Annotated in this window: 15 protein-coding genes; 12 read left to right on the forward strand and 3 right to left on the reverse strand. The window is 58.1% G+C overall.

All coding sequences use genetic code 11. The annotated features are described in order from the left end of the window. Nucleotides 1-260: 260 nt before the first annotated feature. The 5 genes from PL640_RS25315 (at nt 261) to PL640_RS25335 (ending at nt 4,714) form a co-directional block, all read left to right on the forward strand. Nucleotides 261-1,583 carry an FAD-dependent monooxygenase gene (locus tag PL640_RS25315; RefSeq protein WP_269825435.1) on the forward strand — a complete coding sequence of 441 codons (1,323 nt, stop codon included), beginning with the start codon at nt 261-263 and terminating at the stop codon, nt 1,581-1,583. 79 nt (nt 1,584-1,662) lie between these two features. Beyond that, nucleotides 1,663-2,364: a fumarylacetoacetate hydrolase family protein gene (locus PL640_RS25320; protein WP_269825436.1), complete on the forward strand. Its 702-nt coding sequence runs from the start codon at nt 1,663-1,665 to the stop codon at nt 2,362-2,364. 7 nt (nt 2,365-2,371) lie between these two features. Beyond that, nucleotides 2,372-3,016, forward strand: coding sequence for a maleylacetoacetate isomerase (gene maiA / locus PL640_RS25325; protein ID WP_269825437.1), 645 nt, complete (start codon nt 2,372-2,374; stop codon nt 3,014-3,016). A 31-nt stretch (nt 3,017-3,047) separates the two neighbouring features. After that, a complete protein-coding gene (locus PL640_RS25330) occupies nt 3,048-4,151 on the forward strand; it encodes a cupin domain-containing protein (protein ID WP_269825438.1) in 1,104 nt (367 codons plus the stop codon). Then, the gene (locus tag PL640_RS25335; protein ID WP_269825439.1) at nt 4,151-4,714 is read left to right on the forward strand and encodes a maleylpyruvate isomerase N-terminal domain-containing protein; all 564 of its coding nucleotides are present in this window, start codon (nt 4,151-4,153) and stop codon (nt 4,712-4,714) included. Before PL640_RS25330 ends, PL640_RS25335 begins: the two co-directional genes overlap by 1 nt. A 214-nt stretch (nt 4,715-4,928) precedes the next feature. On the opposite strand, the gene PL640_RS25340 is transcribed toward PL640_RS25335, so the two are convergent. The 3 genes from PL640_RS25340 to PL640_RS25350 all read right to left on the reverse strand — a co-directional run bounded on the left by PL640_RS25340 (nt 4,929) and on the right by PL640_RS25350 (nt 7,683). Then, nucleotides 4,929-5,747, reverse strand: coding sequence for an alpha/beta fold hydrolase (locus tag PL640_RS25340; RefSeq protein WP_269825440.1), 819 nt, complete (start codon nt 5,745-5,747; stop codon nt 4,929-4,931). 110 nt (nt 5,748-5,857) lie between these two features. Then, complete coding sequence (locus PL640_RS25345; protein WP_269825441.1) at nt 5,858-6,448, reverse strand: TetR/AcrR family transcriptional regulator; 591 nt, start codon at nt 6,446-6,448, stop codon at nt 5,858-5,860. 170 nt (nt 6,449-6,618) lie between these two features. Next, nucleotides 6,619-7,683, reverse strand: a complete 1,065-nt coding sequence (locus tag PL640_RS25350) for a LysR family transcriptional regulator (RefSeq protein ID WP_271363859.1) — start codon at nt 7,681-7,683, stop codon at nt 6,619-6,621. Here PL640_RS25350 and PL640_RS25355 point away from each other — a divergent pair. The 7 genes from PL640_RS25355 (at nt 7,660) to PL640_RS25385 (ending at nt 14,673) form a co-directional block, all read left to right on the forward strand. Beyond that, a complete protein-coding gene (locus tag PL640_RS25355; RefSeq protein ID WP_271363860.1) occupies nt 7,660-9,111 on the forward strand; it encodes an aldehyde dehydrogenase family protein in 1,452 nt (483 codons plus the stop codon). The two genes, PL640_RS25350 and PL640_RS25355, sit on opposite strands and share 24 nt — an antisense overlap. A gap of 125 nt (nt 9,112-9,236) precedes the next feature. After that, a complete protein-coding gene (locus PL640_RS25360) occupies nt 9,237-9,956 on the forward strand; it encodes an SDR family oxidoreductase (RefSeq protein WP_271363861.1) in 720 nt (239 codons plus the stop codon). A 179-nt stretch (nt 9,957-10,135) separates the two neighbouring features. After that, complete coding sequence (locus PL640_RS25365) at nt 10,136-11,311, forward strand: ABC transporter substrate-binding protein (protein WP_269825445.1); 1,176 nt, start codon at nt 10,136-10,138, stop codon at nt 11,309-11,311. 29 nt (nt 11,312-11,340) lie between these two features. Beyond that, nucleotides 11,341-12,213, forward strand: coding sequence for a branched-chain amino acid ABC transporter permease (locus PL640_RS25370; protein ID WP_269825446.1), 873 nt, complete (start codon nt 11,341-11,343; stop codon nt 12,211-12,213). Nucleotide 12,214: 1 nt separating this feature from the next. Further along, entirely contained in the window at nt 12,215-13,210 is a 996-nt protein-coding gene (locus PL640_RS25375; RefSeq protein WP_269825447.1) for a branched-chain amino acid ABC transporter permease, read from the forward strand. After that, nucleotides 13,203-13,958 carry an ABC transporter ATP-binding protein gene (locus tag PL640_RS25380; RefSeq protein WP_269825448.1) on the forward strand — a complete coding sequence of 252 codons (756 nt, stop codon included), beginning with the start codon at nt 13,203-13,205 and terminating at the stop codon, nt 13,956-13,958. The genes PL640_RS25375 and PL640_RS25380 overlap by 8 nt, the downstream gene beginning before the upstream one ends. Continuing rightward, entirely contained in the window at nt 13,951-14,673 is a 723-nt protein-coding gene (locus tag PL640_RS25385) for an ABC transporter ATP-binding protein (RefSeq protein ID WP_269825449.1), read from the forward strand. Before PL640_RS25380 ends, PL640_RS25385 begins: the two co-directional genes overlap by 8 nt. The last annotated feature ends 157 nt before the right edge of the window (nt 14,674-14,830 follow it).

Genomic DNA, 14,830 nt, shown 5'->3' on the forward strand with positions numbered 1-14,830 from the left:
TCAGAGAAACCTAACGTGACAACACCGTCCGTCCTTTAATAGGCCGGACTCTAATCCAATCTGGTGGAATTTACCCGTGGCAGGTCACATCCGCCTCGGCGGATGGCGATTTCCTTCCTATCAGTTTTCCAATGCAACTTCGGCCAAAACTCATGGTCCCTACCGCCGCCTCCGCGGCGGTTTTTTTATGCGTTCGCCGCCAGATCAAGTGGTGTCCTTCAGGTTAGCCAATAGTTTTCCTTTCATCAGGCGCAAGGAAAATGATCTTTTTGCGGGCTCCCTTCGAAAGTTATCACTTTACCTGCGTTGAGGCGGACCAATGCCGCCGCTTTGAACGGCAGCATGAAACCGACGCGTCGCATCAAGAAAGCAGGGAGGAAAATTTGACCGAGAAAAAGCGCATCCTGATTGTGGGAGCCGGTATCGGCGGCCTGACTGCCGCAGGTCTTCTTCTCATGGACGGACACGATGTCCATGTTTTTGAGCAGGCACCGGAGCTTGGGGAGGTCGGCGCCGGCATACAGGTCAGCGCAAACGCGACCCGCGTTCTCGACAAGCTTGGAATTTTGGACGCACTTGAAGAGGCTGCCGTCCATCCGCTGCGGATCGAATTCAGGCTGCACGACACCGCGGAAATCGTCAGCCAGATTATGCTCGGTGACGAACACCGCCAAAAGTTCGGCGCACCATATCTCCATGTTTATCGCCCGGATATTTTGCGGCTTCTCGTGCAGCGGGTGCGCCAGCTCTCGCTGACCGCGATGCACCTCAACAAATCGGCCACACACTATGTCGAGGACACCGAAGGGGTCACACTACACTTTAAAGATGGGACGTCGGAACGTGGAGATGTTCTGATCGGTGCTGATGGCATCAAGTCGGTGGTCCGAGCCCAGATGCACGGAAACGAGCCGGCGAATTTCACCGGCAACGTCGCCTGGCGTGTCATGGTGCCTGTCGAGAAGCTTCCGCCCAATTTTCAGCCCCCGATTTTCGTCAACTGGATGGGCCCGCAACGGCACATGGTCGTCTACTGGGTAAACGGCGGGCGCGTTCTCAACTTCGTGGGTTGCGTTGAAAAGCCGGAATGGAGCGAGGAAGGCTGGACGGTCAAGGCGCCGTGGGAAGCGCTCAAAGTCGACTATGCCGGCTTTCACCAGGACGTCCAGACCATGATCGACGCTGCAGATCGCGACAAGTGCTTCTGCTGGGCCCTCAACAATCGGCCGCGCTTGCCATTCTGGAGCACCAGTCGGGTCACTCTGCTCGGCGACAGCGCGCATCCCACTCTGCCATACATGGCACAGGGAGCGGTGATGGCGATCGAAGACGGCGCCGTGCTCGCGCGTGCGCTATTCGAGTATGACAACTTGGAGCAAGCTCTGTCCCGCTACGAGACGGCTCGTATCGACCGGACCTCCAGGATCGTCAACGAGAGCACGGAGCATGCAAAGCTCTATCACCTCGACACTCACCAAGAGTTCCGGGACGCATTCTCCCGCAAGGACCCGGGAAAAGACCGTGCTGGTTGGCTCTATAACTACGATCCACTGTCGGTCCCGCTCGAGCCTGTCAACATTTAGAGGATCGCGTCCGGGATCCATCATCGGATTTCGCGCCTGATCACGGCAAACCAGCCAAAGATAGCATCCGAGGTATATAATGACGGCTTTCGTGTTTTCTCCCGTACCCCAGGCGACGGTGGCCGTGCACGGCTCCGACAAACGCTTCCCCGTCAGGCGGATATTCTGCGTCGGCCGGAACTACGCCGCGCATGCGCGCGAGATGGGCAAGGATCCCGATCGTGATCCACCGTTCTTCTTCACAAAGCCCGCCGATGCGGTAGTCGATAGCGGCGAGACAGTCGCTTATCCTCCTGACACGGCAGACTTTCACTATGAGGCCGAGCTGGTGGTCGCGATCGGCAAGGCAGGCAAAGACATTTCGGAAGCCAATGCTGAATCCTATGTTTGGGGCTACGCGGTCGGAAACGATCTAACGCGGCGCGACCTGCAATTGAAGGCGAGGGAGCAGGGGCGTCCGTGGGACATGGGCAAAGCCTTCGACCGCTCGGCCGTCATAGGGCCGGTTTTCCCTGTCGAAGCGTTGGGCCATCCCCGAAAAGGTGCCATCTGCCTTACCGTCAATGGTGCCGTCAAGCAAAGTGCCGATCTCGCAGACCTCATTTGGTCTGTTCCTGAGATTATCGCCTTCCTGTCTCGCTCGATCTCGCTCGAGCGGGGAGATCTGATCATGACCGGCACGCCAGCGGGCGTCGGTCCTCTTGCCGAAGGCGACCTGTGTGTTGCTTCCATTGAAGGACTTGGCGCGATCGAAACGCCGATCGGGCCGCGCGAGAGGTGAGGCGAAAGTGCTGAAGCTTCATAATTTCTTTCGATCATCAACGTCGACACGGTTGCGAGTTGCCCTGAATTTGAAGGGCGTCGACTATGAGTATGTGGCTTACTCGCTACGTCAGGGCGAAACGCGCACTCCAGAATATCTCGCGATGAATCCACAGGGGCTGGTGCCCGCGCTTGAGCGTGAGGACGGCACAATACTTACTCAGTCTCTCGCCATCATGGAGTGGCTGGATGAAACCTTTCCAGAGCCGCAGCTTCTGCCGCGTGATGCGGAAGGCCGTGCGCGCGTGCGCGCGCTTTCCTACTCGATCGCCTGCGAAATCCATCCGCTCAACAATCTTCGTGTCCTGCAACGCTTGAATTATCAGTTCTCTGCGAGTGAAGACGCCCAGCGCGACTGGTTCAGCCATTGGGTGACGGTCACCTTCGATGCCTTGGAGACGGAGCTCTCCAGGTCCTTTGCGACCGGCGTCTTTTGTCACGGTGACACTCCAAGTCTGGCGGATATCTGCCTTTACGCACAGGTCTTGAACAACACGCGCTTCGCTATCACTCACGACCGCTGGCCGGAAATTGCACGCATTTTCGCGGAGCTCAATGCTCTCGACGCGTTTCGTCGCGGGGCTCCCGCAAACCAGCCCGACGCAGTTTAGCCGAGCGCGAGACCCGAAGGAGGACACGACTATGGACGACACTTTGAATCATGAGACCGTCTCGCACGCCATGCAGCCAGACGACACTCCCGAACTGCGCGACCTCTACAAAGGTTTTGAAGAAGAGCATCTCATTCCGCTCTGGACCCAGCTCGGCGACCTCATGCCGATCCATCCTAAACCTAAAGCTGTTCCACATCTTTGGAAATGGAACCGTTTGCTGCCTCTTGCGAAAAAGTCCGGCGATCTTGTTCCGGTCGGACGTGGCGGCGAGCGTAGAGCGATCGGCCTGGCGAACCCGGGCCTTGGCGGCCATGCCTATATCAGCCCCACGCTTTGGGCGGCAATTCAGTATCTCGGGCCTCGCGAAACAGCGCCAGAACACAGGCACAGCCAAAATGCATTCCGGTTTGTCGTCGAAGGTGAAGGCGTATGGACTGTGGTCAATGGCGATCCCGTTCGCATGAGCCGCGGTGATCTTTTGCTGACGCCGGGCTGGAACTTCCACGGACATCACAACGATACCGATCATCCCATGGCCTGGATTGACGGTCTGGATATTCCTTTCAATCAGCAGATGGATACCGGGTTCTTCGAGTTCGGCTCTGATCGGGTGACCGACTATGCGACGCCCGATTACTCGCGCGCCGAGCGCCTCTGGGCCAACCCCGGCCTGCGACCGCTGTCGCAGCTCGAAGATACTGTCTCATCGCCGTTGAGCGCCTACCGTTGGGAACACACCGACAGGGCGCTGGCCGAGCAGCTCCTCCTCGAAGACGAAGGCCAGCCCGCGACTGTCGAGCAGGGTCACGCGGCGATCCGATACGTCAATCCCACCACCGGCCGCGACGTTATGCCAACGATACGCTGTGAGTTTCACCGGCTTCGCGCCGGCATCGCGACGGCGACGCGCCAAGAAATCGGCTCGACGATCTTTCAGGTCTTCGAGGGGATGGGATCGGTTATCATGAACGGGCAAACACAACGCCTTGAAAAAGGGGACATGTTTGTCGTCCCGTCGTGGATTTCGTGGTCACTTCAGGCCGATACGCAACTGGATCTTTTCCGCTTCTCCGATGCTCCCATCATGGAGCGCCTCAATTTCATGCGCACCAAGGTCGAGGGGCGCGACTGATGAAAGAATTGCCGTCGGATTTCGCCCCGCAAGAAAGTCTGCGGCAGCGTCTGGGAAAGGGGGCGCGTTTTGACGCGCCCGGCGCGCCGCGCGACGATTTGCTCATGCTGCGCAGAGGAACAGCTTTTTTTGCCCGAAAGCTCAACGAACTCTCCAACGAAGCACTTTACGGACCGGCTGCCCGGCCCGGATGGAGCCGCGCTCACGTTGTAGCCAATTTATGCTTCAAGGCCCGCCGAATGGCCCAGGTGCTGGAAGCCATCCACAATGCTCGCGAGACACCCAGTTGGGACATGAATGACGAGCCGAAGGCGTCGCTCGATCTGGCGGCAACCCTGCCTTCGCACGCCTTGCGTCATCTCTTTCAGCATTCGGAAATCCATCTAAACGTTTGCTTTCGTGACCTGACGGATTCCGATTGGGCTCGTGATGTCACTGCTCAAGGAGGCAACAGTATGGAACTGCGCGCGTTTCCTCTCATGCGCGCTCGTAACATTTGGCAGCAGTCGGTCATCCTCAATAATGGTGCGCTCCAGAACGAGCTTCCAACATATTTCAGATGATTCCGACGACACCAGGAGCGCTTCTAGCGAAACGTCGTCTAAAATGGTCGACATCGCTGGCACGGCGACGGTGTCGAAGTAAGCGTACCGTGCAGGTAGACCTTGGCCGACGAGTCGCCAAGGAGGGCTTGAGCTTCTTGTTCGGTCCTTCGTCGCGATTTCGAAGCCCGAACCCTCCTCAATTTGCGAATACGATTATGCACAAGAAGCGTCGTCAAGACCTGATAAACGAGAGCAGATCAGGGTTGAGGACATCGGCATGCGTGGTCAGCATGCCATGGGGGTAGCCGGGATAGGTCTTCAGCAACCCGTTCTTGAGCAGGTTGACCGCACGCGGCACCGAACTTGCGAACGGGACGACCTGATCGGCCTCGCCATGCATCACCAGCACCGGCACGGTGATCTTCTTGAGGTCTTCGGTATAGTCTTCGAGCCGGGAGTCGACCGTCGCATGATGAGCGAGGGCACCGCCGGCCATGCCCTGCCGCCACCAGTTCGCAATGACTGCCTCCGAAGGCTTGGCCCCATCGAGGTTATAGCCATAGAACGGGTTCTCGGGAACGAAACGGAAGAACTCCGCCCGGTTGCCCAGCACGCCCGCCCGGATCGCTTCGAACCATTCCGGGGGCTGACCGGACGGGTTGTCCTCGCTCCGGTACATGTTCGGCGTCAGGGAAGCGACGAGCACCGCCTTGGCGACGCGCTCCTGGTGGCGAGCGACATAGCGAGCCACCTCACCGCCACCGGTCGAGTGCCCGATATGGATCGCGTCGCGCAAGTCGAGGTGTTCAGTCAAGGCCGCGAGGTCGGCAACCCAGTGGTCCATATCGTTGCCGGTGGCGGGCTGGTCGGACCGGCCGTGGCCGCGCCGATCATGGGCAATGACCCGATACCCGTGACGAAGGAAAAACATCATCTGGGCATCCCAGTCGTCCGCTGTCAGCGGCCAGCCGTGGCTGAAAACGATCGGCTGGCCTGCGCCCCAATCCTTGTAGAAGATATTTACGCCGTCTTTAGTCGTGATCGTAGACATGGTTTGCTCCTTTGATAGCCGCGGTAAAAGTCATCACTCGCTGTCGCGGCGTTGCAGCGAGAAACTGGGTAAATACATGACCGGTCGTATATTAATCGGTCAAAAATTATTCAGGCCACAAGGGCAGGCAAAACGAAACCTTCAAAGCTGTCGAACGGCGACCGGTTACGTTCGACTTTGGCGCGCGTGACCGCACCTTCGAACGCGTCGATCAACGCGACGGCAATCTGTCCTGGCTCCTTTCCAGCGGGCAATTCGCCCTGGGCCTGGGCTTCCCGGAGGCATTCAATGAGCGAGGCCGTCCACTGGCGGTAGATTGCCGCCAGCTTAATGCGTACTTGCTCGCTCGACGGCGTGACCTCGAGCGCCATATTCCCGATCAGGCAACCGACCGCGTAACCGCGGCGCCCGTGAAACTCTGCCAGGCCCGCGAAATAGCGCGCGATGCGCGTGAGCGGCGCCATGGTGTGATCGGCCAAGATCGGGCTGTAGGTCGCGAACAATGAATCCCAATACTCGGTCAGGACTTCAACAGCGAAGGCCTCCTTGCTTTCGAAATAATTATAGAACGACCCTTTTGGCACACCGGCCGCCGCCGTGATCTCCTGCACGCCGGTGGCATTGAAGCCGAGGGTGCTGACGAGGTCTCCCCCCTTTTCCAGGAGGCGCGATCGGGTTTCTGGATTGGCTGGTCTCGGCATAACTAAGCTTCATGGTTGGTGTTTGCGTTTCGATGATTAATAAATGACCAGTCATCTATTGATTGTCAATCGTTTTTTTTTGGGAATCGCTAAACGCATTCACATGCGCATCATCCTCGCCGCCATCCTCCTATTCGGCTGCCCTGAGGGGTCTCCCGTGGATCTAGAATTTACCAATCGCTCTGCGGGAGCCTCCAGCCATATTTGTCCTGCTGGATAAAACTCTCGACGATCTCAATGATGATTTTGCGAATGGCGGAAAGCGCTGGCGAGAGGCTTTCCACGCGCGGTGTTGCGAGACCGAGGGTTCGCGTAAACTCATCCAAGCGGAACTGGCGCACCACCAGCTTGTCTTCCCGGATTTCATCCGAAAACAGTGCGATTGGCGCAATCGCGCAGCGCTTGCCCTGCATTAGAAACTCTCTGCGTATATTAATCGCCTGCACTTCGAGGGCAGAATCCAATGCCATCCACTCGATTCCCGCAACTTTTTCCAGCACGCGGCGAGTCAATTGGCCCTTGCGGTCGAGGATGAGTGGGAGCTTGACCAGCGTCTCGATTTCGACCGGATCCTCGACATCCGCAAGAAGCGCAGGTGTTCCGATCAAACAAAGAGTTTCAACAATGAGTGGAACGCTTTCCAATCCCGCGCTATCGATGCGCGAGTGTACGAAGCTTACATCGAGCTCGCCATCGTGGATCATTCGCTCAAGATGGTCAGCATAGCCCTGCACAAAATTGAGCCGGATGCCAGGATGTCTGATCGTGCATTCGTCGAGAAGGGTGGGAACGAAGACGCGGCCAAGCGACGGCGTCACCCCTATCGACACGACGTCTGCGAGCCCCGATGAGAACCGCCCCATTTCGGATTTAGCAACCGCGAAGCGATGTAGAATAGCCTCGGCGTGCTCGACCAGATGGTGGCCGGCTCGCGTGAGGCTGACCCCGCGCGAGTGGCGCTCGAAGAGCTGAACCGAAAGTTCTTCCTCCAGCTTCTTGATTTGCTGGCCGAGCGCAGGGTGCGTGACATGCAGTTTGTCAGCTGCAGCGGAAAGATTTTCGAGCTTTGCGGCGGCTACAAAGTATTTAAGCTGTCGGATATCCATCAGGCCGATGTAACAAAAACTTTCATCAGAGTAAATGAGAAAGACTTTGTTTCCTTTGCCGGCTCCGCAGTAGAAGATACGAATGTAAGGGCAGGAGGACTGAGAATGGGTTTCGCAAACGGCGACCACTACATCAACGGCGAGTGGGTTTCCGATGCCCCCAACGGCTATAACGAGAGCATAAATCCGGCAACCGGAGAGTTTCTAGGGCCCGCGCCCAATGGTTCGATCGCTCTCGCGGAGCGGGCTGTTACAGTGGCGCGCGAGGTGTTTGAGGCTAGCTCTTGGGCAAGCAGCCCACGCATTCGCGCGGCCGCGCTGCTGGAGTTTGCCGACCGGATGGAAGCGCGGAAGGATGCGCTGGCGGAACTTCTCTGCCGCGAAAGCGGAAAGACGCTGGCGCAGGCGAAAGGGGAAGTGGCTGCCGGATTCGGCGAGGCTCGATATTATGCAGGCGTTGCCCGCAATCTATTCGGTCGCACCTTCGAAAGCGCTCCGGGAAATTTGTCGCTGATGACACGCGAACCTTCTGGTGTCGTATCGGTGATCGTGCCGTGGAATGCGCCGGTCACGCTTCTCGTCCGTTCGGTTGCGCCGGCACTCGCAGCCGGCTGCAGCGTTGTGATCAAGCCGGCGCCTCAGACGCCGCTGACGAATGCGATGGTAATGCAATGCTTCGCGGAGGCGACGGGCTTCCCAGCCGGCGTTGTAAATTCCGTCAACGAGAACGGTATCGAAGTCGGAAACGTCTTTTCGACCCACGACGAGATCGACGTCATTTCCTTTACCGGCTCGACCAAGACGGGGTCGATCATCATGGCGAACGCGGCGCGTACGATCAAACATCTGTCTCTTGAGCTGGGCGGCAAGGCGCCGGCGATCGTCTTCCAGGACGCCGACCTCGATAAGGCAATCGCCGAAATCACCAATGGCTCGCTCGTCCTCAATGGACAGATGTGCACCACGATCAGCCGCCTGCTGGTCGCGGACGCGATTTACGATGAGGTCAAGGCCCGAATTACTCAAGCCTATGAGCGTGTCGTAATCGGGAACCCCATGGATGCGGGTGTTCAGTTAGGACCGTTGATCGACGCAGCCAATCAGCGGCGCGTGCTCGACATCATCGAGCGCGCTTGTGTCGATGCGGACAGTGTCGTTTTGAGAGGCGAAAAGGGGCAAGGCGCGCTGGGCGGTGGCTTCTTCGTCAGCCCCTCTATCTTCGAGGTAAGCGACGTGAAGAGCTGGCTCGTTCAGGACGAGCTATTCGCCCCAATCCTGACGCTGGAGCGCTTCTCGGATGAAGGTGACGCGCTGCGTCGCGGGAATGCAACGCGTTTTGGCCTGGCGGCGAGTGTTTACACCCAGGACTTGAACCGCTCCATGCGGATGAGCCGGAAGCTTAAATTCGGAACCGTTTGGCTCAATTGCCACAATCGGCTGATGGCAGAGGTCGAGACCGGCGGTTATCGCACCAGCGGCCTTGGACGACTGCATGGGATGGAGGCAATGAACGACTTCATGGAAACCAAGCACATCTACGTCGAGGCTGGCGCCTGACCGCTGATCTTTGAGTAGCTGTGAAATCGGCCGCCAGCGCACTGAGGGGTCAGTCCGGCTGAGGCATCGGGAGGAATGCAGGAACTATGGGAACATCTGACAAGAAGTTATCGGGAAAGGTCGCGGTGGTCACCGGCGGCGCGCGCAATATCGGCCAAGCCATCGTGCTGCGGCTCATTCGCGACGGCGCAAGCGTCATGTTGAATTATGGCCCAGGCACGGAAGCCGACGCATCGGAAACGGTCGCGAAGGCCGAAGCGCTGGGTGGACACATTTTCAGCCAGGGTGGCGACCTGTCTGAACCGGAGGTCATGCCAGCCCTCCTGTCTGCCGCAATCGAGCGGTTCGGACGGGCTGACATTCTTGTCAACAACGCCGCCATCACCGGCCCGCGTGGCCCCATCAGCGGGCTTTCACTCGCCGACTTCGAGCGCATTTTCGCGATCAATACCCGATCCGTTTTCTTAGGCATGAAGGCAGCCTCGCAATTGCTGGCAGACGGCGGCCGCATCATTTCGATTGCGTCCAGCACCACGATCTATCCAAAACCCGACCTCGGTGTTTACGCCGCCAGCAAGGCAGCGGTCAAAGCTTTGACGGAGGCTTTCGCGGGCGAGGCGGGGCGTCGCGGCATCACTGTCAATACAGTCATGCCTGGACCCACGGTACCCGGGATTTTTCAAGACGCGCCCGCAAGCCGGCAGGAAGAGCTCCGCCAGGCGTCGCCGTTTGGGAGACTTGGCGAACCGGCCGACATCGCAGACGTCGTTGCATTTCTTGCGTCTGACGATGCTCGCTGGGTTACCGGTCAGCACCTTCTCGTCAATGGCGGCTCGCAACACTGAAATCAACCGCGTTTGTCGGAATGGCAAGCGGTCACGACGTGATCCAAGCCCGCGCTCTCGCCCGACATCTGCCGGGTTACAGGAGCGCGTTCGAAACAACTGGGCTGGCGTCCGTTGTTTCAGGTGATCGAAAAATGGAGGACCGACCGGTCGCCGGTCGAATGGAGTGAGGAGACAATATGAAGAAGCATATCCTGTTTGCGGCCGCCGCCATGTTGGCTTCGGCGAGCATCCCAGCCTGGGCGGGCGAAACCATAAAAGTCGGCCTGATCCTGTCATTTTCGGGGCAGGGCGCGGGCCAAGCCCAGCAAGTCGACAACGCGATCAAGCTTTACCTAAAGGAACACGAAAAGGATCTCGGCGACACAAAGATCGAAATCGTCCGTCGTGACGATACCGGTCCGAATGGCGACGTGGCCAAGCGTCTGGCACAAGAACTGATCACCCGCGAAAAAGTAGACTTCCTCGCCGGTTTCGTGTTCACGCCCAATATCAACTCAGTGGCTCCGCTCTCGACGCAAGCGAAGGTGCCGACGGTAGTGATGAACGCCGCGACGTCGTCAACCGTGGAAAAGTCCCCCTATATTGTGCGCACGTCGTTTACGCTCGCACAGGAGGCCTATCCGTTTGGGCAGTGGGTCACAAAGCAGGGTCTCAAACGGGTCTATACAGCGGTGACCGACTACGCGCCCGGACAGGACGCAGAGGCGGCCTTTACCAAGGGCCTGACCGAAAATGGAGGAACCGTGGCCGGCACTCTCAGAATGCCGCTGAAAAGCCCAGACTTCTCGCCGTTTATGCAACGGATCAAAGACGCAAAACCGGACGCACTCTTTCTGTTCGTCCCGTCGGGGCGGGAGGCAACTGCAGCGATGCGCGCCTATGCCGATCTTGGCCTTGCCGATGCAGGCATCAAGCTTTTCGCTGCCGGAGACGTTCTGCCGGAGGACGAGCTCCCGAATATGGGGGATGTGCCCCCGGGCGTTATTTCGATCTTCCACTATTCGATGTCCGGCGACCGGCCCGCAAACAAGGCTTTTGTCAGCGCCTGGCAAAAGGAATACGGTGATCTTCCGGTCTATTATTCCGCGGTCGGGGGCTGGGATGGGATGGATGCTATCGTTCACGCTGTGAAGGAGCAGAACGGCAAGCTCGATCCAGCAAAGACTATGGAATTGCTGCAGAATTGGCGCAACGACAATAGCCCTCGGGGTCCGGTCATGATCGACCCCCAAACCCGCGATGTCGTCCAGAACATGTACATCCGTCGCCTCGAGCGACGTGATGGCAAGCTTGCAAACATTGAGATCGAGACGCTTCCGATGGTCAAGGATCCGCTCCACACGGCCAAGTGACGGATACGTATCAACCGATAGGAACGACGATGGGCGAACTTGCTCACAGCATCGTTGCGGTGCTCTTTTACGGCCTCTCCTTCGGGGCCGTTCTCTACCTCATTTCCGTCGGGCTTTCCGTTACGATGGGCGTCATGAACTTCGCTAACCTTGCCCACGGCGTTTTTGCCATGGCAGGTGGCTACCTCACAGTCTCCCTGATGAATTTCGAAGGGCTGCCTTTCATCTCGTCGCTCATCGTCGGGGCCCTTGGATCGGCAGTGCTTGGACTTCTGCTTGAACGCACTTTGTTCAGGCTGCTCTATCGGGCGTCGGAATTGCGCCAGGTTCTGTTTTCGATCGGCATCGTTTTCATGGCCACAGCTTTATCTCGCATGATCTGGGGCGTCCTGCCGCAACCCTTCAATCTTCCGAATTGGCTTTCCGGTGATGTCTCTGTCTTCGGCCAGTCTCTACAAACATTTCGACTGATTCTGATTATCGTCGGTTTTGGTGTTGCGGGCTTCCTCTGGCTCTTGCTCGGATATTCATCCTACGGAGCCCGTGTGCGTGCCGCCGTCGACCATCGCTCCATGGCAGAGTGTATCGGCATCAACACCGAACGACTGTTCGCCATCACCTTTATGGTCGGTTGCGGCTTGGCTGGACTCGGAGGGGGCTTGGGAGCGGCAACGCTTGCGATTCACCCTGGCTACGCCATGGAAAACCTCGTCCTCTTCCTGATCGTCGTTTCGGTCGGCGGGGCCAAGTCGACCGGAGGGCCTTTCCTTGCGGCAATGATGCTGGGTACGCTCGACGCCGCCTGCAAGTATTTCGTGCCTGAGATCGGTGCTTTTGCGATTTACGTTGCGATGTTCGCCTTGCTGGCGTGGCGCCCTCAAGGCCTGTTCGGGAGGGCGTGAAATGGCGATCGTCGGTACAACTGTTTCAACCAAAAAGAGTTATGGCAAGCGTTTCGCTTCTCTCGCGCCGGATGGACTCCTCTGGATTCTTATCGTTGCGGCTTTTTTTGCTCTTCCAGACTCTCTGCTGCTTGGCTCCCAAATCCTTGTCATGGTGATTTTTGTCCTGTCGCTTGATCTGCTGTTGGGTGTCACCGGAATTGCCACCCTTGGGCACGCAGCGTTCTTCGGGCTCGGTGCCTACACTGCAGGGATCTTGGCTTCGCATGGTTGGAATGAACCTCTCACGGGTCTCATGGCCGGTGGGATCGCTGCAGGCGCTCTCGGTCTGCTTTCTGGCGCCGTGGTGCTGCGCGCGAGTGGGCTTGCCCAGCTTATGTTAACGCTTGCGCTCGTCTTCATGTTGTACGAGGTTGCCAACCAAGCCAGCTGGCTGACGGGTGGCGCCGACGGACTGTCGGGTGTCGAAATTGCACCTCTCCTCGGCTTCTTCGAATTCGACCTATTCGGTCAGACCGCCTATGTCTACGCGGCGGTGGTGCTCGCTTTTTCGTGGCTTCTGTTTCGCCAGATCTCACGCTCGCCATTTGGCCATACGCTGATCGGTGTTCGCGAAAACCCCCGCAGGATGGAGGCCCTTGGTGTGAGCGTTTTTCGCTTTCGACTTGCAGCCTACTTGATCAGCGCTGTGATGGCCGGGGTCGCCGGAGGTCTTCTGGCGCAGACAACCCAGTATGTCGCACTCAACGTCGTCAGCTTCGAATTGTCGGGTGCGGTTCTCGTTATGCTGATCCTCGGCGGAACCGGGCGAGGCTACGGTGCCGTGCTCGGAGCTGCAATCTACATGATTGCGCAGGACCTTCTCTCGAAGCTCGATCCGGTTTTCTGGCTATTCTGGATCGGTCTGATCCTTGTCGTTGTCGTCCTCCTGGCGCCGCAAGGAATCATTGGACTGATCTCGGGCCTGTTTGCACCGAAAGGGGCAAGCGATGAGTGACTTTACGCTTGAAGTCCGCAATCTCTCCAAGAATTTCGGCGCGCTTGCCGTCACCAATGATGTGAGCCTTCAGGTTCGTCCCGGGGAGAGACGCGCCCTGATCGGTCCTAACGGGGCTGGCAAGACCACACTTATCAATCTGATTGCTGGAGTTCTGACACCTTCGACAGGACAGATCTCCCTTCAGGGAAGGGATATTACCGGCCTATCGCAATCGGCCAAGGTTCGCGCTGGTATCGGAAGGACGTATCAGATCAACAACCTTTTCGGAACGCTGTCGATCGCCGAAAATGTCTGCCAAGCGCTTCGGGCAAGAGACGGAGGCGGCCACGTCGTTTTCGGGGGAGGGGCATCCGAGAGTGCCCGACGGGATGAGGCAATGTCGCTGCTGCGTCAGCTTGGCATTGCGGGCGAGGCGAACATTCCGGCGGCCGAGGCAGCGTACGGCAAGCAACGATTGGTCGAACTCGCGATCGCATTGGCTCTCAAGCCTAAACTGCTTCTTCTGGACGAGCCGGCGGCCGGGGTGCCATCCTCGGAAACCCACGTCATCTTGAAGGCGATCGAGTCTTTGCCTTCCGACATTGCCGTCATCATGATCGATCATGACATCGACCTGGTCTTTCGTTTTGCTCACCGCGTCACGGTCCTGGAGCAGGGAAGGGTTCTCACCGAAGGCACCCCTCGGGAAATAGCCTCGGACGAACAGGTACGGCGCATCTATCTTGGGGAGGCTGTGGATGCCTGACGATCTTATCATCGAGACTTTAACCTCAGGATACGGCCGGACAGTAGTCATAGATGACGTTTCGTTGACAGTGAAGGGCGGCGAGTCGGTTGCGATACTCGGAAGAAACGGCGTCGGAAAGACGACACTGCTCGCAACGATGATGGGGTTGGCAACCGTTCACAAGGGAAGCATGCAATTTGCCGGGAAGGATTTGTTGCGATCCAAAACCTTTAACCGAACCGCTGAAGGGATCGGATTTGTACCGCAAGAGCGTCTGATTTTTCCCTCCCTCAGCGTCCACGAAAATCTCACAGTCGCGCTTCGATCCGACGGATGGAGCACCGACCGAGTCTATGAGCTGTTCCCAAGGCTCCGCGAGCGCCGAGGCAATTTCGGCAACCAATTGTCCGGCGGCGAGCAGCAAATGCTCGCATTGGGACGAGCACTCGTCAGCGGGCCGAAAATCCTCCTGCTTGATGAGCCGATGGAGGGGCTGGCGCCCGTAATCGTTCAGCAGATCTTCGCTGCGCTCGTCCGCCTCCGTAACGAGGAAGGCTTCTCCATCCTCCTCGTTGAACAGAACGCCAGGCTAGCGCTGGAATTCGCCCCGCGTGCGATTATTCTGGATCGTGGCAAAATCGTATATGATGGCCCCAGCGCGCCCTTGCTCTCCGACAAGGCGATATTGGCGAAGGTGATGGGCTTTGAGGCCGACGATCTCACCCACGCCTGATTCGTGCAGGCATATTCCGCGGATGCTCCAGACGGTCAAACGGCAACATTCGTTCGAGTTTGCGAGGTTGCGCATCCCACAGAGGAAGGTCGTGCCGCCACCCAGCTTCGGCTCCGCCTTGAGCTTCCCGGGGTGTTGTCACGTTAAGTTTCTCTGG

This window comes from Agrobacterium sp. ST15.16.024 (genome assembly GCF_027956545.1).
GTDB lineage: Bacteria > Pseudomonadota > Alphaproteobacteria > Rhizobiales > Rhizobiaceae > Agrobacterium > Agrobacterium cucumeris.

Bases quoted from the DNA above. Each gene is read 5' to 3' on its own strand.
- PL640_RS25315 (WP_269825435.1), top strand. From the start codon at position 261: ATGATCTTTTTGCGGGCTCCCTTCGAAAGTTATCACTTTACCTGCGTT.
- PL640_RS25320 (WP_269825436.1), top strand. From the start codon at position 1,663: ATGACGGCTTTCGTGTTTTCTCCCGTACCCCAGGCGACGGTGGCCGTG.
- PL640_RS25330 (WP_269825438.1), top strand. From the start codon at position 3,048: ATGGACGACACTTTGAATCATGAGACCGTCTCGCACGCCATGCAGCCA.
- PL640_RS25335 (WP_269825439.1), top strand. From the start codon at position 4,151: ATGAAAGAATTGCCGTCGGATTTCGCCCCGCAAGAAAGTCTGCGGCAG.
- PL640_RS25340 (WP_269825440.1), bottom strand. From the start codon at position 5,747: ATGTCTACGATCACGACTAAAGACGGCGTAAATATCTTCTACAAGGAT.
- PL640_RS25345 (WP_269825441.1), bottom strand. From the start codon at position 6,448: ATGCCGAGACCAGCCAATCCAGAAACCCGATCGCGCCTCCTGGAAAAG.
- PL640_RS25355 (WP_271363860.1), top strand. From the start codon at position 7,660: ATGGGTTTCGCAAACGGCGACCACTACATCAACGGCGAGTGGGTTTCC.
- PL640_RS25365 (WP_269825445.1), top strand. From the start codon at position 10,136: ATGAAGAAGCATATCCTGTTTGCGGCCGCCGCCATGTTGGCTTCGGCG.
- PL640_RS25370 (WP_269825446.1), top strand. From the start codon at position 11,341: ATGGGCGAACTTGCTCACAGCATCGTTGCGGTGCTCTTTTACGGCCTC.
- PL640_RS25375 (WP_269825447.1), top strand. From the start codon at position 12,215: ATGGCGATCGTCGGTACAACTGTTTCAACCAAAAAGAGTTATGGCAAG.
- PL640_RS25380 (WP_269825448.1), top strand. From the start codon at position 13,203: ATGAGTGACTTTACGCTTGAAGTCCGCAATCTCTCCAAGAATTTCGGC.
- PL640_RS25385 (WP_269825449.1), top strand. From the start codon at position 13,951: ATGCCTGACGATCTTATCATCGAGACTTTAACCTCAGGATACGGCCGG.